21 protein-coding genes are annotated in these 20519 nt (G+C 70.8%); 17 read left to right on the top strand and 4 right to left on the bottom strand.

Annotated features, from left to right (window positions below):
- The first annotated feature begins 288 nt into the window (after positions 1–288).
- The 7 genes from KIK05_RS02435 to KIK05_RS02400 all read left to right on the top strand — a co-directional run bounded on the left by KIK05_RS02435 (position 289) and on the right by KIK05_RS02400 (position 5642).
- Positions 289–501 (top strand): hypothetical protein, encoded by a 213-nt coding sequence (locus KIK05_RS02435; RefSeq protein WP_214408829.1) that lies wholly within the window; start codon positions 289–291, stop codon positions 499–501.
- Positions 462–1154 (top strand): family 1 glycosylhydrolase, encoded by a 693-nt coding sequence (locus KIK05_RS49370; RefSeq protein WP_372455561.1) that lies wholly within the window; start codon positions 462–464, stop codon positions 1152–1154. Before KIK05_RS02435 ends, KIK05_RS49370 begins: the two co-directional genes overlap by 40 nt.
- Complete coding sequence (locus KIK05_RS02420) at positions 1151–2152, top strand: LacI family DNA-binding transcriptional regulator (RefSeq protein ID WP_214408828.1); 1002 nt, start codon at positions 1151–1153, stop codon at positions 2150–2152. The genes KIK05_RS49370 and KIK05_RS02420 overlap by 4 nt, the downstream gene beginning before the upstream one ends.
- Positions 2153–2236: 84 nt before the next feature.
- A complete protein-coding gene (locus tag KIK05_RS02415) occupies positions 2237–3136 on the top strand; it encodes an ABC transporter ATP-binding protein (protein WP_214408827.1) in 900 nt (299 codons plus the stop codon).
- Positions 3133–3852 carry an ABC transporter permease gene (locus tag KIK05_RS02410; RefSeq protein ID WP_214408826.1) on the top strand — a complete coding sequence of 240 codons (720 nt, stop codon included), beginning with the start codon at positions 3133–3135 and terminating at the stop codon, positions 3850–3852. Before KIK05_RS02415 ends, KIK05_RS02410 begins: the two co-directional genes overlap by 4 nt.
- A gap of 51 nt (positions 3853–3903) precedes the next feature.
- Positions 3904–5040, top strand: a complete 1137-nt coding sequence (locus tag KIK05_RS02405) for a sensor histidine kinase (RefSeq protein ID WP_214408825.1) — start codon at positions 3904–3906, stop codon at positions 5038–5040.
- Positions 5037–5642 (top strand): response regulator transcription factor, encoded by a 606-nt coding sequence (locus tag KIK05_RS02400; RefSeq protein WP_214408824.1) that lies wholly within the window; start codon positions 5037–5039, stop codon positions 5640–5642. Before KIK05_RS02405 ends, KIK05_RS02400 begins: the two co-directional genes overlap by 4 nt.
- A gap of 76 nt (positions 5643–5718) precedes the next feature.
- On the opposite strand, the gene KIK05_RS02395 is transcribed toward KIK05_RS02400, so the two are convergent.
- A complete protein-coding gene (locus KIK05_RS02395; RefSeq protein WP_214408823.1) occupies positions 5719–6366 on the bottom strand; it encodes an FHA domain-containing protein in 648 nt (215 codons plus the stop codon).
- 182 nt (positions 6367–6548) lie between these two features.
- On the opposite strand from KIK05_RS02395, the gene KIK05_RS02390 reads away from it, so the two are divergent.
- The 4 genes from KIK05_RS02390 (at position 6549) to KIK05_RS02375 (ending at position 11354) form a co-directional block, all read left to right on the top strand.
- The gene (locus KIK05_RS02390) at positions 6549–7670 is read left to right on the top strand and encodes a citrate/2-methylcitrate synthase (RefSeq protein ID WP_214408822.1); all 1122 of its coding nucleotides are present in this window, start codon (positions 6549–6551) and stop codon (positions 7668–7670) included.
- Complete coding sequence (locus tag KIK05_RS02385) at positions 7657–7941, top strand: DUF3017 domain-containing protein (RefSeq protein ID WP_214408821.1); 285 nt, start codon at positions 7657–7659, stop codon at positions 7939–7941. The genes KIK05_RS02390 and KIK05_RS02385 overlap by 14 nt, the downstream gene beginning before the upstream one ends.
- Before the next feature lie 100 nt (positions 7942–8041).
- Positions 8042–9259, top strand: a complete 1218-nt coding sequence (locus tag KIK05_RS02380) for an NADP-dependent isocitrate dehydrogenase (RefSeq protein WP_214408820.1) — start codon at positions 8042–8044, stop codon at positions 9257–9259.
- 181 nt (positions 9260–9440) lie between these two features.
- Positions 9441–11354, top strand: coding sequence for a serine/threonine-protein kinase (locus tag KIK05_RS02375; RefSeq protein WP_214408819.1), 1914 nt, complete (start codon positions 9441–9443; stop codon positions 11352–11354).
- A 16-nt stretch (positions 11355–11370) separates the two neighbouring features.
- On the opposite strand, the gene KIK05_RS02370 is transcribed toward KIK05_RS02375, so the two are convergent.
- Positions 11371–11910: a PadR family transcriptional regulator gene (locus tag KIK05_RS02370; RefSeq protein WP_214408818.1), complete on the bottom strand. Its 540-nt coding sequence runs from the start codon at positions 11908–11910 to the stop codon at positions 11371–11373.
- 121 nt (positions 11911–12031) lie between these two features.
- On the opposite strand from KIK05_RS02370, the gene KIK05_RS02365 reads away from it, so the two are divergent.
- Positions 12032–13510, top strand: a complete 1479-nt coding sequence (locus KIK05_RS02365; protein WP_214408817.1) for an MDR family MFS transporter — start codon at positions 12032–12034, stop codon at positions 13508–13510.
- 211 nt (positions 13511–13721) lie between these two features.
- Positions 13722–14465, top strand: a complete 744-nt coding sequence (locus KIK05_RS02360) for a DUF11 domain-containing protein (protein WP_214408816.1) — start codon at positions 13722–13724, stop codon at positions 14463–14465.
- A 69-nt stretch (positions 14466–14534) separates the two neighbouring features.
- On the opposite strand, the gene galE is transcribed toward KIK05_RS02360, so the two are convergent.
- On the bottom strand, positions 14535–15497 hold the full coding sequence (gene galE, locus KIK05_RS02355; RefSeq protein WP_214408815.1) for a UDP-glucose 4-epimerase GalE: 963 nt from the start codon (positions 15495–15497) through the stop codon (positions 14535–14537).
- Between the two features lie 153 nt (positions 15498–15650).
- On the opposite strand from galE, the gene KIK05_RS02350 reads away from it, so the two are divergent.
- The gene (locus KIK05_RS02350; protein ID WP_214408814.1) at positions 15651–16973 is read left to right on the top strand and encodes a hemolysin family protein; all 1323 of its coding nucleotides are present in this window, start codon (positions 15651–15653) and stop codon (positions 16971–16973) included.
- 13 nt (positions 16974–16986) lie between these two features.
- Here KIK05_RS02350 and KIK05_RS02345 read toward each other — a convergent pair whose 3' ends face one another.
- The gene (locus KIK05_RS02345; protein WP_214408813.1) at positions 16987–17583 is read right to left on the bottom strand and encodes a TIGR03086 family metal-binding protein; all 597 of its coding nucleotides are present in this window, start codon (positions 17581–17583) and stop codon (positions 16987–16989) included.
- A gap of 190 nt (positions 17584–17773) precedes the next feature.
- Here KIK05_RS02345 and trpS point away from each other — a divergent pair, with 190 nt between their 5' ends.
- The 3 genes from trpS (at position 17774) to KIK05_RS02330 (ending at position 20519) form a co-directional block, all read left to right on the top strand.
- On the top strand, positions 17774–18778 hold the full coding sequence (gene trpS, locus KIK05_RS02340) for a tryptophan--tRNA ligase (RefSeq protein WP_214408812.1): 1005 nt from the start codon (positions 17774–17776) through the stop codon (positions 18776–18778).
- 57 nt (positions 18779–18835) lie between these two features.
- Positions 18836–19777, top strand: a complete 942-nt coding sequence (locus tag KIK05_RS02335; protein ID WP_214408811.1) for a YihY/virulence factor BrkB family protein — start codon at positions 18836–18838, stop codon at positions 19775–19777.
- A 118-nt stretch (positions 19778–19895) separates the two neighbouring features.
- On the top strand, positions 19896–20519 hold the full coding sequence (locus tag KIK05_RS02330) for an RNA polymerase sigma factor (protein WP_214408810.1): 624 nt from the start codon (positions 19896–19898) through the stop codon (positions 20517–20519).

Here is a 20519-nt window from a genome sequence, read left to right as displayed (position 1 = left end):
GTCACCCCTGTCCGAAAGGTCTGTCAAGGCCCTAATCAACGCGTTGGAAACCTCCCCGACATCCTCCCGCCCCCATTCGGCAACATTGAGAGAGCGCTCCCAGAATCTCGACCTGCGAAGTGATTGAGCAGGTTGAGACTCATGTACTGCCAGGGAGCGTTCCCGGAAATTCACCTTCAGGTAACGGGCATCGTTATCGCCGGCCCCCTTGACGTCGATGCGGCGACGGCACGAACCTCGTTCAGGGAGCGCTCCCCACATGATCATTAAGAGCCCAAGGAGGGTTCTATGGGCAAGCTCCGCCCCCGGCTCGTCGCCCCGGTGCTGACGGCCGTCCTGGCGATGAGCGCGGCCGCCTGCGGTGGCGGCGGCGCGAGCACGCCGGGCGCCTCAGGCGAACCGGCCGAGAAGATCAAAGTCACGGTGGCGCTGTTCAGTGACTTCCACTTCGCGCCCCTGTGGTGCCCACCCAGCTCGGGATCATCCCGCTGTACCTGCTGATGGTGAAGCCGGAGTGGACCGGCACCCTGTACGCCCTGGTCGTGCCCGCGCTGGTCAACGCGTTCGGCGTGTTCTTCATGACCCGGTTCCTCTCGCGGGCGCTGCCCACCGAACTGCTGGAGGCCGGCCGGGTGGACGGCTGCACCACCTGGGGGCTGTACTGGCACGTGGTCCTGCCCGTCGCCCGGCCCGCCGCCGCCGTGCTCGGCATGCTGACCTTCATGGCGGCCACGGGCGGCGAGGGCGTCGCGTTCGTCGACCCCGGCGAGCCCACCACGGCGATGGGCCGGCCCATCGCGCCCGACGGGCTGACCCGGCTCCTGGTGCGGCTGTCGCGCGACTACCCGCAGGTCGGACTGCTGGTCACCGAGAACGGCGCCGCGTTCGACGACGTCGTCGCCGACGGTCGCGTGCACGACGCCGAACGCGTCGCCTACCTCGACGCCCACCTGCGCGCGGCGCACGCGGCGATCGCGGCCGGCGCGGACCTGCGCGGCTATCTCGTATGGTCGCTTCTGGACAATTTCGAGTGGGCTGAGGGGTACCGCAAGAGGTTCGGCATCGTGCACGTCGATTACGCCACCCAACGGCGGCTGCCCAAGAACAGCGCGCTGTGGTACCGCGGCGTCATCGAACGGAACGGACTGGTATGAAACGACCCACGTTGGAGGCGGTCGCCGCCCGGGCGGGGGTGTCGAAGTCGAGCGTCTCCCGCGTGATCAACGGTGAGACCACCGTCGCGCCCGGGATCCGCGAGGTGGTGCTGCAGGCCGTGCGCGAGCTGGGATACGTCCCCAACGCCGCGGCCCGCAACCTTGTCACCCGCCGCACCAACGCGGTGGCGGTGGTCGTCTCCGACCCGCCCAAGGGGCTCACCTCCGACGACCCGATGTTCTCCGCGGTGGTCCGCGCCGCGAGCCGCGAGCTGGAGGCGGCGGGCAAGCGCGTGGTCCTCATGCTCGCCGGGTCCGACGAGAGCCGGCAGCGGGTCGAGCAGTACGTCGCGGCCGGGCACGTGGACGGGGTCATGCTGGTGTCGCTGCACGGCTCCGATCCGCTGCCCGCCGCGCTGGCACGAATGGGCATCCCCCTGGTGTCCAACGGCAAGCCCGCCGAGTCCGGGCCGGCCCCCGTGCCGTACGCCGAGAACGACAACGTCGGCGGCGCCGCGAAGGCCGTGCGCTACCTGCTGGAACAGGGGAGGCGGCGCATCGCGACCATCTCGGGGCCGCTCGACATGATCGCCTCGCAGGACCGGCTCACCGGCTACCGCGAGACGCTCCGCGACACCGGCCGCCGCTCCATCGTGGCCATCGGCGACTTCACCCGGATCTCGGGGGCCGAGGCCATGCGCCAGCTGCTGGAGGACGACCCCGAGCTGGACGCGGTGTTCGCCGCCAACGACCTGATGGCCATCGGCGCGCTGCGCACCCTGCGGGAGGCGGGGCGGCGGGTGCCGGACGACGTGGCGGTGGTCGGCTTCGACGACATCGAGGCCGCCTGCTACACCGCGCCGCCGCTGACCACCATCCGCAGCCCCATGGCCGACCAGGCCGTCGCGACGGTGCGGCTGCTGCTCGGCCTGTTCGAAGGCGGCCCGAAGGAGCCGGTGATCATGCCCAACGAGCTCGTGATCCGCGAGTCCACCTAGCCGGGCCGACCCGTGACATCTGTCGTGGACGGGTCGTGACAAACGGCGGGGGAGCGCCCGGCGCGGCGGGCGAATGCTGGTCCCATGAAGACGACACAGCATGCGGTGGCCGCGAGCGGCCTGCGCAAGCAGTACGGCGAGGTCCGCGCCGTCGACGGGGTCGACCTGGTGATCGGACGCGGCGAGGTGGTCGCGCTGCTCGGCCCGAACGGCGCCGGCAAGTCCACCACAGTGGACATGCTCCTCGGCCTGACCCGCCCCGGCGCGGGGGAGATCACGCTGTTCGGCCTCCCGCCCGGGCAGGCCGTGCGCGAGGGCCTGGTCGGGGTGATGCTGCAGGAGGCGGCGCTGCTGGACGACGTCACCGTCCGTGAGACGGTGGCGTTGATCGCGTCCCTGCACCGCACGTCCCTGCCCGTGGAGGAGGCGCTGCGGCGGGCCGGTGTGGAGGGTCTCGCCTCCCGCCGCTCGGCCCGGCTGTCCGGCGGCGAGAAGCAGCGGGTCCGGTTCGCGCTGGCGCTGGCGTCCGACCCGGACCTGCTGGTGCTCGACGAGCCGACCTCGGCGATGGACGTGGGCAGTCGCCGCGACTTCTGGCGCTCGATGCACGCCTTCACCACCACCGGCCGTACCGTCCTGTTCGCCACCCACTATCTGGAGGAGGCCGAGGCGTACGCCGACCGGGTCGTGCTGATGAGCGGCGGGAGGATCGTGGCGGACGGCCCGGTGGCCGAGGTCATGGCCCAGGCCACCGGCCGTACGGTCCGCGCCCGCGTCCCGGGCGCCGGCCTGGAGGAACTACGGCGGCTGCCGGGGGTGGCCGAGGCGCGGCTGCGCGGCGATCGGGCCGAACTGCAGTGCTCGGACGCCGACGCCGTCGTACGGGAACTTCTGACCGTCTTCCCCGCGGCACGTGACATCGAGGTGGTCGCGCCGGGCCTGGAAGAGGCCTTCCTGCGACTGACGGCGGAGGCGGCGCGATGAAGACCGGATACCTGATGTTCGAGATCAGGCGGATGCTCCGCGACCCGAAGTTCCTGCTCTTCGCCGTCGCCCTGCCCGTCGGCCTCTTCCTGTTGCAGGCCGACCTGTACCACGGCCGCGAGGGGGTCCCCGCCTCGTACGTCATGGGCAGCCTGGCCGCCTTCGGGGCGTTCAAGGCCGCGCTGGACACCGGCGCCCGTACGGCCGTGGAGCGCGGGATGGGCTGGCAGCGGCAGTTGCGCCTGACCCCGCTCACCGGCGCCGGGTACCTGGCGGCGAAGGGGACGGTGGCCCTGCTCGTCGCCTTTCCGCCCGTGGTGGGCGTGGCGCTCGCGGGGGCGCTGTCCGGTGTGCACCTGTCTTCGGGCGGCTGGTGGGCGGCGGTGCTCGGGGTCTGGGCGGGCTCGGTGCCGTTCGCCCTGCTCGGTCTGCTGCTCGGTCAGGTCCTCACGCCGCAGAACGTGCAGGTCTTCCACGGGGGCGTCACGCTCGTGCTCAGCTTCGTCGGTGGGCTGTTCATCCCGGTGAGCCTCTTCCCGGGGGTTCTGGCGACCGTCGCCCGGGTGCTGCCGAGCTACTGGCTGGCGGAGGTGGCCCACGCCGCGGCCGTCGGCGGTGCGCGCTTCGGGCAGGCGGCCCTCGTCCTGGGGCTGTACACGCTCGCGCTGGGCGCGGCCGTCGTCGTCCGCTACCGGCGCGACGGCGCCAGGGTCTGACGGCGCCGCGACGTGCCGGCCGCGAGGAGAGGCGGGATTAGGGTGACGGATATGCGAGGGCAGGACCTTTTCGGCGCGACGGCGTGGCCGGAGTTGAGCGCCTTCCGCAGAGGCTCCGTCCGGTTCGCGACGGCACGCGGCGTCGTGGTGCTCGCCCTGTTCCTGGTCTGGCCGCTCAAAGGCGCAGTGGAAGCCGCTCTCCGGCCGCACGCCGGAGCCCTGCCGGTCGTCACGCTCGCCGTCATGGCCGTCTACGGCGCGAGCTGGATCCTCGCGATGGTCCACGGCGTCGCCCGGCCGCCCAGGGACCGGCTGCTGCTGCTCGGCTGGCTGTTCGCCCTGGCCGTCGCGGTCGCCCTGCTCCGCGCCGACCCGTTCGACCTCGGTCACCTCGCCTACGCCCTGATGGCCGCGGTGTGGCTGCTGCCCGCCCGCTGGGGGCTGCTGCTCGCCCTCGCCGTCTGGGTGGCGGAGGTCGCCGCGACCTGGGCGGCCACCGGCGTCGTGCGGTCGAGCACGGTGGTCGAGGTCCTGCCGCACACCGTGACCCCGGTGGCCGTCAGCCTGCTGATCCGGGTGGCCATCCAGCTGAGCCAGGCGCGCGAGGAGATCGAGGCGCTGGCGGTCGCGGCCGAGCGGGCCCGCCTGGCCAGGGACCTGCACGACGTCCTCGGGCACAGCCTCACCGCGATCAGCGCCAAGGCGGGCCTGGCCCGGCGGCTGCTCGAACGCGGTCCGGACCTCGAACGCGCGCTGGACGAGCTCCGCGACGTCGAACGGCTGTCGCGGCAGGCGCACGCCGAGGTCCGCGCCACCGTTTCCGGGCAGCGGCGGCCCTCCCTCGCGGTCGAGCTGGCGGGGGCCCGCGCGGCGCTGCGGGCGGCGGGGATCACCGCCACGCTCCCCGCCGCCGTCGACCACGTGCCCGCCGACCTGCGCGAACCTTTCGCGTACGTACTGCGCGAGGGTGTCACCAACGTCATCCGGCACAGCGGTGCCACCCGCTGCGAGGTACGGCTCGCGGAGTCGTCGCTGGAGGTGCGCGACGACGGCCGGGCACATCCCGGCGCGTACGCGGCGGGGAACGGCCTCACCGGGCTCGCCGAACGACTGGACGCCGTCGGTGGGCGGATCGAGGCGGGGCCGCTCCCTCAGGGCGGGTTCCGGCTGCGGGCGAGCCGCGCATGATCAGGGTGCTTCTCGCCGACGATCAGGCGCTCGTCCGCGGCGCGCTCGCCGCGATGCTCGCCCTGGAGCCCGACATCGAGGTGGTCGCCCAGGTCGGGTCGGGGGAGGAGGCGGTGGTGGAGGCTCGGCGCACCCGGCCCGACGTGGCCCTGCTCGACGTGCAGATGCCGGGGACGGACGGGCTCACCGTCGCCGCCGAGTTGCGTGCGGTTCTGCCCTCCTGCCGGGTGGTCATATGCACCACCTTCGGGCGACCTGGCTACTTCGCCCGTGCGATGGAGAACGGCGCCGCCGGGTTCGTGGTCAAGGACTCCTCCCCGGAGCACCTGGTCGACACGGTGCGCCGGGTGCACGCCGGGCTCCGTGTGGTCGACCCGGCCCTCGCCGCCGAGTCGCTGACGAGCGGCGTCGGCCCGCTGACCGCCCGCGAGCGTGACGTGCTGCGCCAGGCGCGCCAGGGCGGCACCGTGGCCGAGATCGCCAGGGCCCTGCACCTGTCGAACGGCACCGTGCGCAACCACCTGTCGTCCGCGATCGGCAAGACGGGCGCCGCCACCCGGGCCGAGGCCGCGCTGATCGCCGAGGAGAACGGCTGGCTCTGAAAGCCGCCCGGCCGAGAGCCGCGACGGGGCGCTGTTACTGTGAAACACGGCCCGGATCGCCGGCTGAACGGCGCCGTCAGGACGCGCGACGGCCCGCCGTCTGCGGCGGTGACTCGCCCGGCCCCGACGTGCGCTGCGGGGGGACGACCGGGGTCGGGCGGACCAGGCCGAGCGCGACGACCTCGTTGGCCAGACGGGTGCGGCGGTTGATGCCCTCGGGGATGCGGAACTTCTGGTACAGCCGCAGCAGGTGCTGCTTGACCGCCGCCTCGGTCACCACCAGGTCGTCGGCGATCTCCCGTGCCGTGGCGGGCGCCACGAAGGCCTCGTCGGACAGCGCCGGCCGGCACAGCGAGGTCAGCACGTCGACCTCGCGCCTGGTCAGTTCCGGCGCCGCCGCCCGGCGCAGCTCGACCTCGGGGGTGAAGTCCTCCCGCGGCAGGCCGCCGACCCTGCACCGGGCCGCCCCGAAGGACACGACGTCGCCGTCGTCAAGGACCCTCCGGGCGATCGGCCTGCCGTTCACCCGTGTGCCGTTGCGGGACAGGCCCAGATCAACGACGTACAGGTAGGGTCCACGGCGGACGAACTCGGCGTGCAGTCGTGACACGCTCGGATCGCCCAGCCTGATGTCGACGCCTCGGCCCCGGCCGATCGTCGTGATCTCGGGGCGCAGCGGGACGACCTCGCCGGTGTCCTCCACGCGTATGAACGGCCCCTCCACGGCAGTTCCTCCCCAGGTAGCCCGCCGTTACTTCCGCTACACCTCCGGCTTACCCAAACGAGGGGTTGGGGAATCGCCTTTGCCATAACGAGAATCACTACAGAAATTGGTCTGGACCTCCGAGGCCGGTTTTACCTGCTCACAGGTAGACTCCGAAGGAAGATAAGCGGAGGAAACAACACATGGCGGACAACCCCACCAAAGGCCTCGCCGATGTCGTCGCCGCGTCTACAGCGCTGAGCGACATCGATGGCAAAGCCGGTCGCCTCTTCTATCGCGGTTACGACATTCATGATCTGGCCGGCCGCACCACCTTCGAAGAGACCGCGCACCTGCTGCAGCACGGCACGCTCCCCACGCGTCAGGAGCTTGCCGACTACGGAGCCGAGCTCGTCCGCGGCCGTACCCTCGGCGTCCTCGTCGAATCGAACATCGCCGAGATCGCCGACAAGCAGGCCCCCATGGAGGCCCTGCGCTCCCTGGTCTCCCTGGCCGGAGCCGAGGACCCCGACAAGGACTCCAACGAGGCCGACGCCAACCGGCGCAAGGCCGCGCGCCTGACCGCGCAGCAGCCGATCCTCGTCGCGCACTACCACGCGGCGCGCAGCGGCAAGACCCCGAGCGAGCCCGACCCGTCGCTCAGCATCGCCGCGAACTTCCTCATGCAGATCACCGGGCGCGTCCCCGACAAGCATGAGATCGACATCTTCGACGCCTGCCTCGTGCTGCACGCCGACCACACCATGAACGCCTCGACCTTCGCCGCCCGCGTCTGCGCGGCGACCCTGTCGGACATGCACTCGGCGATCGTGGCCGCCATCGGCACCCTCAAGGGCCCGCTGCACGGCGGTGCGAACGAGCAGGTGATGCGTACGCTGCAGAGCATCCCGTCCGACGGCGTCGCCCAGGCCGTACGGGACAAGCTCGCGCGCGGTGAGAAGATCATGGGATTCGGTCACCGGGTCTACAAGACCGAGGACCCCCGGGCGACTCACCTGCGCAAGATGTCGCGGGAGTTGGCCGAGGCGAGCGGGGACGACACCTACTATCGGATGTCGAAGGAGATGGAGGAGGTCGTCTTCGCGGAGAAGGGGCTCTACCCGAACGTCGACTTCTACGCCGCGACGGTCTACCACTACCTCGGCATTCCGACCGACCTGTTCACCCCGGTGTTCTCGGTGAGCCGGATGTCCGGCTGGACCGCCCACGTGATCGAGCAGCACGCCGACAACCGGCTGATCCGTCCGGACAGCGAGTACATCGGGGAGCGCGACCAGAAGTGGACACCGATTGACGAACGCTAAGGCCTGGTGGCCGTACCTGCTGACTCTGGCGGGCGCGGCCGTCGGCCTCGGGACGATCGCGATGGGCCTGCCCGCATGGGCGGGCTCGTTGATCGTGGCCGCGTCGGTGCTGTCCGGCGCCGTGCTGCGGCTGCTCGTTCCCGGTGACGGCGACAGCATGCTCGCGGTGCGCAGCAAGCGCACCGACGCCGTCACCTACGGCGTTCTCGGCGGCGCCCTCGCCGTGATCGCCCTGAGTGTGGCCGTGCAGTGGATCATGGGTAGGCAATAGCCCCACATACCCGGTCCGGTACCCTCACGGCGGTTGCACATGAAAAGACCGGTTGGTCAGCCTAGTCGCTAGAAGTACAAGTAAAAGGGGAACCCCAAGCATGCCCAAGATCAAGGTAGAGGGTCCTGTCGTCGAGCTCGACGGCGACGAGATGACCCGGATCATCTGGAAGTTCATCAAGGACCAGCTGATCCTGCCCTACCTCGACGTCGACCTCAAGTACTACGACCTGGGGATCGAGAACCGCGACGCCACCGACGACCAGGTGACGATCGACGCGGCCAACGCCATCAAGGAGCACGGCGTCGGCGTCAAGTGCGCCACGATCACGCCGGACGAGGCCCGGGTCGAGGAGTTCGGCCTGAAGAAGATGTGGAAGTCCCCCAACGGGACCATCCGCAACATCCTCGGCGGTGTGATCTTCCGCGAGCCGATCATCATGTCCAACGTGCCGAGGCTCGTCCCCGGCTGGACCAAGCCGATCGTCGTCGGCCGTCACGCCTTCGGTGACCAGTACCGCGCCACCGACCTCAAGGTGCCGGGCGAGGGCACGCTGACCCTGACCTTCACCCCCAAGGACGGCTCGGAGCCCATCGAGCTCAACGTCTTCGACTTCCCCGGCTCCGGTGTCGCCCTGGCCATGTACAACCTGGACGAGTCGATCCGCGACTTCGCCCGCGCCTCCATGCGCTACGGCCTCGACCGTGGCTACCCGGTCTACCTGTCGACGAAGAACACCATCCTCAAGGCCTACGACGGCCGGTTCAAGGACCTCTTCGCCGAGGTGTACGAGACCGAGTTCAAGGAGGAGTTCGAGAAGAACGGCCTCACCTACGAGCACCGTCTGATCGACGACATGGTCGCCGCCTCGCTGAAGTGGGAGGGCGGCTACGTCTGGGCCTGCAAGAACTACGACGGTGACGTGCAGTCCGACACCGTGGCCCAGGGCTTCGGCTCGCTCGGCCTGATGACCTCCGTGCTCATGTCCCCCGACGGCCGCACCGTCGAGGCGGAGGCCGCGCACGGCACGGTCACCCGCCACTACCGCGAGCACCAGAAGGGCAACCCGACCTCCACCAACCCGATCGCCTCGATCTTCGCGTGGACCCGGGGTCTCGCCCACCGCGGCAAGCTCGACAACACCCCCGAGGTGACCCAGTTCGCCCAGACCCTGGAGCAGGTCTGCATCGAGACCGTCGAGAGCGGTCAGATGACCAAGGACCTCGCCCTCATCGTCGGCGGCGACGCCAAGTGGCTGACCACCCAGGACTTCCTGGCCGCCATCGACGAGAACCTCAAGAAGAAGATGGCCGTCTGACCGGACGATCCACCGCTCTTCCCGGGGGCCGCCCGCCGAATCTTCCGGCCGGGCGGCCCCTCACGCATGTCCGGTCATGGCGGACCTGTGAGGTTACGGCGTGGTCTCGGGCGGCTGTAAAGGACACCAAGGGGCCGTAAAGTTCTCATGGTCGACAGTTGAGGAATCACGGGGACGGGGAATGCCGGAGCTCGGGCCGCTCGGACGGGGGGATCCCCAGCAGCTTGGCCCCTTCAGACTCGACGGGCGCATCGGCGAGGGCGGCCAGGGGGTGGTCTACCTCGGCCGCAACGACGCCGGAGAGCTCGCCGCGGTCAAGTTGCTGCACGTCAAGTTCAGTGGCGACCAGACGGCGCGCTCGCGGTTCGGGCGCGAGCTGAAGGCGGCCGAGCGCGTCGCGTCGTTCTGCACGGCACGCGTCCTGGCCGCCGACCTCGAAGGCGACACGCCGTACATCGCCAGCGAGTACATCGAGGGCAGGTCGCTGCGCGAGACCGTCGAGACCGGCGGACCATTGTCGGACAGCGCCCTGCAGCGCCTTTCCGTCGGCACGGCCACCGCGCTCACCGCCATCCACCACGCCGGCATCGTGCATCGCGACTTCAAGCCCGACAACGTGCTGATGGCGGCCGACGGGCCGAGGGTGGTCGACTTCGGGATCGCCCGAATCCTCGACTCGACCGGCACGATCACCAGCAAGGCGGTCGGCACGCCGGCCTACATGGCGCCCGAGCAGATCTCCGGCGGCGAGGTGGGGCCCGCCGCCGACGTGTTCGCGTGGGCGTCCACGATCGCCTTCGCCGCGACCGGGACCGTGCCGTTCGGCGGCAACTCGATCGCGGTGGTGCTCAACCGTGTCCTGAACCACGAGGTGGACGTCAGCGGGCTCCCCGAGCCGTTGCGCCGGGTCGTGCAGTCGTGCCTGGCCAAGGCCCCCCACATGCGGCCGACCGCCGACCAGGTGCTGCTGCGCCTGCTCGGTCACGCCGAGACCGCCGGAGCCTCGACGGCCGTGCTCAGCCAGGGGGCGGAGCTCGCGGGCAGGGAGACCACCGGCGTCCGCGGCACGTGGAGTCCTGGGCAGGGCGGGCCGTCCCTTCCGTCCGTCCCCACCGGGGGCCTCGCCGAGCCGTCGCGCACGTCGATTCCCCGGCTGCAGACCTCCGTCCCGCCGCCCGCCCGGCCCCGCAAGGCGCGCCGGGGCCGGTGGCTCGCCGCGGCGATCGCCCTGGTGACGCTGGCCGGCGGCGCCTTCGCCGTCCGGCAGTGGGCGCCCCAGCTGCTGGACGGCCTCGGGGGCGCCCCTGCCAGGACGTCGACGGCTGGAATGCCGTCCTCTCCGACGGAGGGGTTCTCCACGGTGGTGGACAAGGCCGCGGCCACACACAAGATCACAATCGCCATGCGCGACGGCCTGCCCGGCGTCGCCATCGACGACGGCGAGTGGAGCGGGTTCGAGGTGGAGCTCGGCGCCTACATCGCCAGGCAGCTCGGCGTCCCCCGCAGCGGGGTCACGTTCGTCGCCTCCGGCATGGCAGAGCGGGTGTCCATGCTGGAGCGCGGCCAGGCCGACATGGTCATCGCCACCTACTCCATCAAGGACGACGACCGCGACCAGGTGACCTTCGCCGGGCCGTACTACCTGGCCCATGTCGACGTGCTGGTCCGCGACGGCGACCCGTACGACAAGATCGACGACCTGCAGGGGCGCCGGCTGTGCACGCCGGGCACCAGCGCCTCGGTCGGCGTCGTGCAGCGGGCCGTGAAGATGAAGCCGATCTACGCCGGCAACTACGCTGCCTGCATGGACCTGCTGCGCACGGGGAAGGTCGACGCCGTCCCCGGTGACGACATGGTGCTCGCGGGCTTCGCCGACCGCGAGAACCAGCGCTACCGCGTCCTCGGGGCCAAGCTGACCGACGAGCGGTACGCCGTGGCGCTGAAGAAGGGCGACGTCCGCACCTGCCGGGCGGTGAACGGCGCCATCGCCCACGCGTACAGCAGCGGGACGATCAAGGCGCTGTTCAGGAAGCACTTCTCGAAGGTGGTCTTCGACGGGGAAGAGGACATGCCGCCGGCCGCAAGGTGTGCCTGACCGTCCCGTGCGGCCGTCAGCGGGCGGCCGGCTCCGACTCGATCTCCGCCATGGTGTTCTCGAGCCACGCCAGGGTCGTCCGGGTGTGCATGATGCCGAGCTCGAGCGAATAGTGGCCGAGGTTGACGTGGCCGGTCTCGGCGCGGCGGCGGTGGTGGACCTGCTGTAGCGCTTCCAGGCCTTCGAGCTTGGCCTGCGTCGAGGCTCTCAGCCTGGCGAGCACGGCGAGCGCCTCCTGTGGCTCCAGGACGGGGAGCAGGAAGGCCTGCAGGGCCCCTTCGCTGCGCATCGGCTCGGCAGGGACGTGCTCCACCATCCAGCGGTGCACCTCGGCCGTGCCTTCGGGCGTGATCGTGTAGATCTTGCGCCCGCGCGGCCCTTCGGCCTCGACGGTGATCAGGCCGTCGGTGGCCATCTTGCCCAGCTCCGGATAGATCTGGCTGTGCCCGGCCTGCCACACGTGGTTGATCGACAGCTCGAACTTCTTCGTCAGGTCGTATCCGCTCGCGGGGCCGAAGAACGACAGGAGCCCGAGAAGGGCGATCCGCAGCGACATGCCGTCATCATATCTATGGATTGACATGTAAATACAGACATGTCACCTTTTACATGTCTGGGCTGACACCCTCCCGGACCGCGCGGCGCGGTCCCGGCCCACGACGGTGAAAGGACGACTCATGACGGCGATGACGACGGCTCCCGCCGAGGCGGAGCCCAGGACGCGGGGCAGCGGCCTGTTGCTGTTCGGCGTGGTCGGCGGGATGTTCCTCGCGATGCTGGACCAGACGATCGTCGGCACCGCGTTGCCGCGCATCGTGACCGAACTGGGCGGCGCCGGCCTCTACACCTGGGTGGTGACGGCCTACCTTCTGACCTCGACGATCACGGTCCCCCTGTACGGGCGGCTCTCGGACATCTACGGCCGCAAGCCCCTGCTGATCATCGGTGTGACGGTCTTCCTGCTGGGGTCGGTGCTGTGCGGCCTCGCCCAGGACATGGGGCAGCTCATCGCCTTCCGCGGTGTCCAGGGGCTCGGCGCGGGGGCGCTCATGCCGCTCTCGCTGGCCCTGGTGGCCGACATGTTCCCGCCCGACAAGAGCGGCAGGGTGCAGGGCGTGCTGGGCGGCATCATGGCGGCGAGCTACATCGCCGGGCCGTTCCTCGGCGGGTTCTTCACCGACCACGCGAGCTGGCGGTGGGCGTTCTACGTGAACCTGCCCATCGGCATCGTGCTCCTGGCGATCATCGCCACCCGCCTGCCCAGGGTGGCCGGCAGCGGCGGCGGGCGGCCCGACTATCTCGGCATCGCGGTGTTCACCGCGGCGATCACCCTCCTGCTGGTGGGCCTGACGGAGAACGGGCTCGACGGCAACACCTGGACCAGTGCGCGGGTCGCCGGACCGCTGATCGCCGCGGTCGTGCTCTTCGGGGCGTTCGTGCTGGTCGAACTGCGTGCCCAGCAGCCGATCATGCCGATGCACCTGTTCCGGGTCCCCACCTACACGATCGTCAACCTCGCCTCGTTCTTCACCGCTGCCTGCCTGTACGCGGGGGTGGTGTTCCTGCCGCGGTACTTCCAGCAGGCGCAGGGCCTGAGCGCCACCTCCTCGGGGCTGCACATCTACCCGCTGATGCTCGGCATGCTGGCCGGCAGCATGCTGACGGGCATGTTGATGGGCCGGACCCGCCGCTACAAGCCATGGCTGATCGCCGGGCCCTTCCTGATCGCGGTGGGTGCGGTGCTCTGCTCCGGGCTGACGGCCGGCACCTCCACCTGGGCGCTCACCGGCTGGATGGTGCTCATGGGGCTCGGCATCGGGCCGATGCTCTCCGGCCTGACGGTCGCCGTGCAGTTCTCCGTGCCGCCGAGATACATCGGGACGGCGAGCGCGAACCTCACGTTCTTCCGGCAGATCGGCGGGTCGGTGGCACTGGCGGCCGCCGGGCCGGCGTACGCCACGATCGCGCGCGACCAGGCGTCCGTCCACGGCATCACCCAGGCCCACGCGGCGGCCACCGCCACGGTCGTCCCCTGGCTCGCCGTCGCGGGCGCGGCCATCGCCCTGGTGGCCCTGGTCTTCCTCCCCGGCGGCACCGTCATCCGCCCGGACGCCCGCACCGCCCCCGGTGACGCGAGGGGCGCGGCGGTGGTCTGAGGAGGAGGGAGGGCGAGGAACGAGCCCGGACGACGACGAAGCCCGCCGCCTCAAGCAGCGCCCCTCGCCGCCGAGCGAAGGCGAGGCAGACCAGCACAGAGTAGGTTTGCCGATTCTGGGGTTCGCCTTCACCGGCCGGTGCGTGTCGGGGCGGCGTCGCGTGAGCCGTACGGCGTTCAATTGATCCCGAACGCATGGGGGTCGCACATCAATGGGTCTGTTCTCGGCGGGAGTCGCCGCCGGTCTCGTCTTGTTCGTCGTCACGGGAGTCCCGTCGGTGGTGAACGCGTCCTCCCGGCACTCGCCGAGGCTGCTGTGGGGAGGGGCGGACCTGTCGGTCGGCCTCACCGTCTCACCGAAGACGGTCCGTCCGGGCCAGTGGCTGGCCTACGAGGTCAAGGTGCGCAACGCGGGCCCCGGCGACGCCGTGCTGCCGGTGCTGAAGATCAGGGTGCCCGAAGAGGTCGACATCACCATGGTGAACGTCGCGAGCTGCCGGCCCGGCGCGGTGAGGAACGAGGTCGTGTGCCCGTCGTCGGTGGACATCCCGGCCGGTGACAGCGGGGGCGTGACCGTGGTCGGAATGGTGCGCGAGGGGGCGCGGGGCCCGCTTCGCGCCGTCGCCGGGCTCACCTCGGAGGTGGCCGACGACAACGAGGCCGACAACCGGGCCGAGGTGGTCACCCGCGTGGACGCGACCGCGGGCCTCGCCGCGCGCCTGGCCCCTTCCGTGGCGGGCGCGGGGCCCGGTCGGTCGCGGGTGCGGCACTCTTCAGGGGTGCGTGCCGCACACCCCTCCCGGGTGATGACGGGCCGGAACCGACGTGGCGAAGACCGCGCCGGCCGCGCTGAGCGTGGCGCAGGCCACGATCAGCGCGGCGAGCGCAAGCTTCAGCGCGAAGGGCGGAAGGTCGCCGGCTTTCCTCACGGGAAGATCTCACCACAGCTGACGTAGCGAGATGTCGCTTTCGCGGAACGTGACTCGCTTCGCCCCGTCGGACGGCGTGCCGGCGGTCGTCGTCCGTCAGCGGGGGAGGGCGGCCCAGGCGTCCGTGACGATGCCGCGCAGGTCGACGTGCTCGGCCTTCCAGCCGAGCTCGCGCTGGATGCGCTCGGAGGAGGCCACCAGCACCGCCGGGTCGCCGGCGCGGCGTTCGGCCACGACCGTCGGGATCGGGTGCCCGGTGACCTCGCGGCACACCGAGATGACCTCCTGCACGGAGAAGCCCGTGCCGCTGCCCAGGTTGTAGATCTTGTGCGCGCCCGGGGCGCAGGACTCCAGGGCCAGCAGGTGGGCCCGGGCCAGGTCGGCGACGTGGATGTAGTCGCGGACGCAGGTGCCGTCGGGCGTCGGGTAGTCGGTGCCGAAGACGCTCACCGACTCGCGGCGGCCGAGGGCGACGGCGAGGACGTTCGGGATGAGGTGGGTCTCCACGGTGTGGCGCTCGCCGTACACCCGGCCGTCGGCGGCGGTGTAGGCGCCGGCCACGTTGAAGTAGCGCAGGCTGACCGCGCCGAGGCCGTGCAGCCCGGCGAAGGCGGTCAGCGCGGTGTCGACCGCGAGCTTGGACGCGCCGTAGGGGTTGGTTGGACGGGTCGGGTCCGTCTCGAGGATCGGGGTGTTCTCGGGCTCCCCGTAGGTGGCGGCGGTGGAGGAGAACACGATGCGGGGCACGCCCGCCCCTCGCATCGCCTCCAGCAGCGCCAGCGTGCCGCCGAGGTTGTTCTCCCAGTAGAGCCCCGGCTTCTCCACCGACTCGCCGACGAGCGAACGCGCGGCGAAGTGGAGCACGCCGTCGAAGCCGCGATCGAGGATGTCCGCCGCCTGGGTGATCGAGCCCTCGACGAAGGACGCGCCGGGCGGCACCGCGTCCGCGTGGCCCGTGGAGAGATCGTCGAGAACTGTGACCTCGTGACCTGCCTCGATTAGCTGTGCGGCCACGGCGCTTCCGATGTAGCCCGCGCCGCCGGTGACCAGCAGCCTCACTTTCGCCGCCCCTCCGTTGGATCGTGTGCGATTGTGTTTGGATTTGTAAGGTGCGCCTCCAGCTTACGCGCCGCCACGCACTGGTGTTGTAAAGCACACCGGGTACGCTGGCAGATCATCGTGTGAGGCTCATCCGAACGGATATCGATCGACGTGCACAACGTCGCGGCGAACATCGTCCTCGTCCTGATTTTCGTGCTGATCGGCGGGTTCTTCGCGGCTGCCGAGATGGCCATGGTCTCGCTGCGCGAAAGCCAGATCCGCAGACTGGCCCAGGAGGGCCGGCGCGGCGCACGTGTGGCCAAGCTGGCCCGTGACCCCAACCGCTTCCTGTCGGCCGTTCAGATCGGCATGACCGTGGCGACCGTGCTGTCGGCCGCCTTCGGCGCCGACACCCTGGCGGGCCAGATGGAGCCGCTGATCACCCGGGCCGGCCTGCCGGCCCCGTCCGCCCGTCCGCTCTCCCTCGTGGTCGTCACCCTCGCGATCTCCTACGTCACCCTCGTGCTCGGCGAGCTCGCGCCCAAGCGCTTCGCCCGGCAGCGGGCCGAAGGGCTGTCGCTGGTGGTCGCGCCGTTCCTCGACCGGCTGGCGTCGCTGTCGCGGCCGGTGATCTGGGTGCTGTCGAAGTCGACCGACGGGGTGGTCCGGCTGCTCGGCGGCAACCCCCACGCCGACCGGGCCGCGATGACCACCGAAGAGCTGCGCGACATGGTCGTCGGGCACCAGGAGCTGACCAAGGACGAGCGCGAGCTGATCGACGAGGTGTTCACCGCCGGGAAGCGCCAGCTCAGAGAGGTCATGCTGCCGCGCACGGAAGTGGAGTTCATGGCCGCCGACACGCCCCTCGCCGAGGCGGCGATCCTGGCCGCGGCGATGCCCCACTCCCGCTTCCCGGTGTACCGCGACTCCTACGACGACATCATCGGGTTCGTCCACGTCCGCGATCTGCTGGACCCGGTGCTCACCGGGCGCATCGAGCCGATCAGCGAGCTGGTGCCCATCAGGCCCGTCAAGCTGCTGCCCGCCAGCAAGCGGGTGCTCCCAACGCTGACCGAGATGCGCGACGACGGCCAGCACCTCGCCATCGTGGTCGACGAGTACGGCGGCACCGCCGGCATCGTCACCATGGAGGACCTGGTCGAGCAGCTGACCGGCGACATCCGCGACGAGTACGACGCCGCCGGCCAGGCCGTCCGCCTGGTGGCGGGCGAGATCGAGATCGACGGGCTGGTCACCCTCGACGAGTTCGCGGGCGAGACCGGCATCCGGCTGGAGGAGGGGCCGTACGAGACCGTCGGCGGCTACGTCATGGCGGCGCTCGGCCACCTGCCGCAGACGGGGGAACGGGTCGACCGGCCCCCCTACTCCCTGATCGTCACCGAGCTCGACGGCCGCAGGGTCGCCCGCGTCCGCGTGATCCGCCGGGTGGTCCCGGCCGACCCTCCGCCCTCACCCGAGCCGGAGACGCCCTGACCGGGAGGGCGTGCTACGCCCGGCTCCAGTGCGGGTCGCGGCCGAGGAAGCGCAGCAGCGCCGCGGCGCGGTGGTCCTCCTCGCCGTGGGGATCGGGAAGAGCGGGGGCGAAGACCCCGAACGAGTCGCGCAGGTGGTCGACGATCTGCTCGGCCACCGCCGTGAGCCCCTCGGCCAGGTCCTCGGTCATCGGCAGGTCCTGCCCGGTGGCGACGGCGATGTCCCAGGCGTGCACGCCCGCGTCGAGGGCGCAGGCCCCGGCACCCAGCCACACCGGCATCGGCCCGAGGGGCGTCGGCACGCTCTCGGCGCCGGGGTCGACCGTCGACCAGGCGGCCGAGACCGGCGAGAGCACCTCGTCGAGCCGGCGGACCGGGTCGGCGTCCAGCGCGTCCGCCGGCGCGAACGGGTCGGACTCGGGTCCGCCCTCGCCGGTGATGGCCACCCGGTAGGCCTGCTGGTCGAGCCGGGCGTGGTTGAGCACCTGGCGGACGGTCCACTCGGTGCACGGGGTGCGGCCGGCCCAGCGCTCCTCCGACACGCCCGCGACGACGGTCCGCAGGTAGCTGTGTGCGTCGGCCACGAGCTTGAGTCCGTCGATCGCGTTCATGGGTTCCTCTTTCTCTACGGCGGTGCGGGGCCGATCCTCCGGCCCCGTCGTGCTGTTGAGACAACAGTAGAAGGCCATTAGGAGAGATTCGTTCCTAATGAGCCGTCTTATCGGAGCTGCCGGTTACAGGTGGGGTGAGAGCGCCGTCGAAGTCGCAGACCCGGTCGCACTCCTGACACAATTGGGTGCTATGGCCAGACCTCGTGTTCTCTCCGGCATCCAGCCCACCGCCGACTCCTTCCACCTCGGCAACTACCTGGGCGCGGTCCGCCAGTGGGTCGACATGCAGGAGACGCACGACGCCTTCTACTTCATCGCCGACCTGCACGCCATCACGGTGAACCCCTCGGCCGCCGAGCTCCGGCGCCGCACGCGGGTCTCCGCCGCCCAGCTGTTCGGCGCGGGCATCGATCCCGAGCGCAGCACGCTCTTCGTGCAGAGCCAGGTCCGCGAGCACAGCGAGCTGGCCTGGATCCTGATCTGCAACACCGGCATGGGCGAGGCCGCCCGCATGACGCAGTTCAAGGACAAGGCGTCCAAGTACGGCGAGAGCTCGGCCGGGGTCGGCCTGTTCACCTACCCGATCCTGCAGGCGGCCGACATCCTCATGTACCAGGCCGACCAGGTCCCGGTGGGCGCCGACCAGAAGCAGCACCTCGAGCTCACCCGCGACCTGGCCCAGCGGTTCAACAGCCGTTACGGCGAGACCTTCAGGGTGCCCTCGCCGTTCATCCCCAAGGAGGTCGAGAAGATCTCCGACCTGCAGGACCCTCTGGCCAAGATGTCCAAGTCGTCCTCCAGCCCGCAGGGCATCCTGGAAGTGCTCGAGGAGCCGGGCCCGCTGCGTAAGAAGATCATGCGCGCGGTGACCGACACCGGCTCGGAGGTCGTCGCCGACCCCGAGAACAAGCCGGGCGTCACCAACCTCCTGCGCATCCAGTCGGCGCTCACCGGCACCCCGATCCCCGAACTGGAGGCGCGCTACGCCGGCCAGGGCTACGGCACCTTCAAGAAGGAGGTCGCCGAGGTCGTCGTCGACGCCTTCGCCCCGATCAGGGAGCGCACCGAGAAGCTCCTGGCCGACGAGGCCGAGCTCGACCGGCTGCTCGCGGTCGGCACCCGGCGCGCGGAGGCCGTCGCCCGGGAGACCATGGAGGTCGTCCGCGACCGTGTCGGCTTCCTGCCGAAGGTCTGAGCACCGGAACCCCTGCTCCGCCGCGCATACCGCACGGCTCCCGGGTAGATCCCGGAGATGGGAAGCGTTTGGGCCGCACTCCTGCGGCGGATCGACGCCGTCAAGGAGCGGGGCAGGGGCACGCTGGAGCACTACCGCGTGCGCTGGCCGTGGTTCGACCACCTCATCCGGATGGTGCACCGCTACCAGTCGCAGCGGGGCGACCGGCTGGCCGGGGCGGTGACCTACTTCGCGTTCCTGTCGTTCTTCCCGCTGATGGCCCTGGCCTTCGCGCTGTTCGGCTATGTCCTCAGCGTCAACCCGAACGCGCTGAAGACCCTGGTCCAGGCCGTCAACCAGCAGTTGCCCGGCCTCGCCGGGCAACTGCACATCGAACAGCTCGCCGAGGCGCGCCGCAGCGCGGGCCTCATCGGCCTGCTCGGCCTGCTGTACGCCGGCATCGGCGCCGTGGACGCCCTGCGCGACGCGCTGCACGAGATCTGCGTCAGCTGCGAGCCGCCGCTGAACTGGTTCGTCGGCAAGCTGCGCGACCTGGTGGCCCTGTTGATGATCGGGCTCACACTGGTGATCTCGGTACTGGTTGGAGGCTTCGCCGTGCAGGCCACCGGCACGATCCTCGGCTGGCTCGGCCTCGGTGAGTCCGTGCTGGCCACGGTGCTGGTGCGCGTCGCGGGCGTACTGATCAGCGTCGGCGCCGACATGCTGGTGTTCCTGGTCATCCTCGGCTGGCTGGCCCGTGTGGGCAAGCCGCCGCGCGTGCTGTTCAAGGGGGCGCTGCTCGGCGCCGTCGGGTTCGGCGTGCTGAAGCAGGTCGCCACCCTGCTGCTGTCCCACACCCTGGGCAACCCCATCTACGGGGCGTTCGCCGTGGTCGTCGGCCTGCTGATCTGGATCAACCTCTCGGCCCGCTGGGCGCTGTACGTCGCGGCCTGGACCTCCACCGCCGACGGCGCCCCACCCCCCGAACCCACCCCGGTCCCCGCCAGCGAGTACGTCTGACCCTCCCGGCTCGCCGGTCCGCCGGGCGCCCGCGGGAAGATTTCCGCTCCAAGCGGGAACCGCGCACCGGACTCGCGGCAATCACACGCGTCACTGCCGACACCCGAAAGGCATGTAGATGCGACAACAGAGCCGGCCTGCGTTCGCCGCGCCCGTGGCCGCCGCGGCGGCCGACGACGCCGAGGTGATCGCACGTTCCCGGCACGAGCCCGAAGAGTTCGCCGCGCTGTTCACCCGCCACGCCTCCGCGCTGAAGCGGTACGTCGTCCGCCGGCTCGGGATCGAGCCGGCCGAGGACATCGTGGCGGAGACCTTCGTCGTGGCGTTCCGCCGGCGGGCGTCGTACGACCTGGCCTACGGTGACGCGCGGCCATGGTTGTACGGCATCGCGACCAACCTCATCGGCAGGCACCGCCGCGACGAGATCAACCAGTACCGCGCACTCAGCCGCACCGGTGCCGACCCCGTCATGGAGCCGTTCACCGACCGGGTCGACCAGCGGGTGGCCGTGGGCGCGGCGCGCGGCAGGCTCGCCACCGCCCTCGCCGGCCTGCCCGACGGGCACCGCGACGCGCTGCTGCTGGTCACCTGGGGCGAGCTCACCTACGAGGACGCGGCCCGATCGCTGGGCGTGGCCGTGGGGACGGTGCGCTCGCGGGTGAACCGGGCTCGGAAGAAGCTGCGCCGGGCGCTCGGCGACATGGATCCGACCGCCGTGAACGAGGAGTTCGACCGTGGATGA

The organism is Sphaerisporangium fuscum, from assembly GCF_018531465.1.
GTDB classification, from domain to species: Bacteria; Actinomycetota; Actinomycetes; order Streptosporangiales; family Streptosporangiaceae; genus Sphaerisporangium; species Sphaerisporangium fuscum.
Note: the sequence above shows the minus strand (reverse complement) of the source record. Positions and strands in the feature narration are given on the sequence as shown.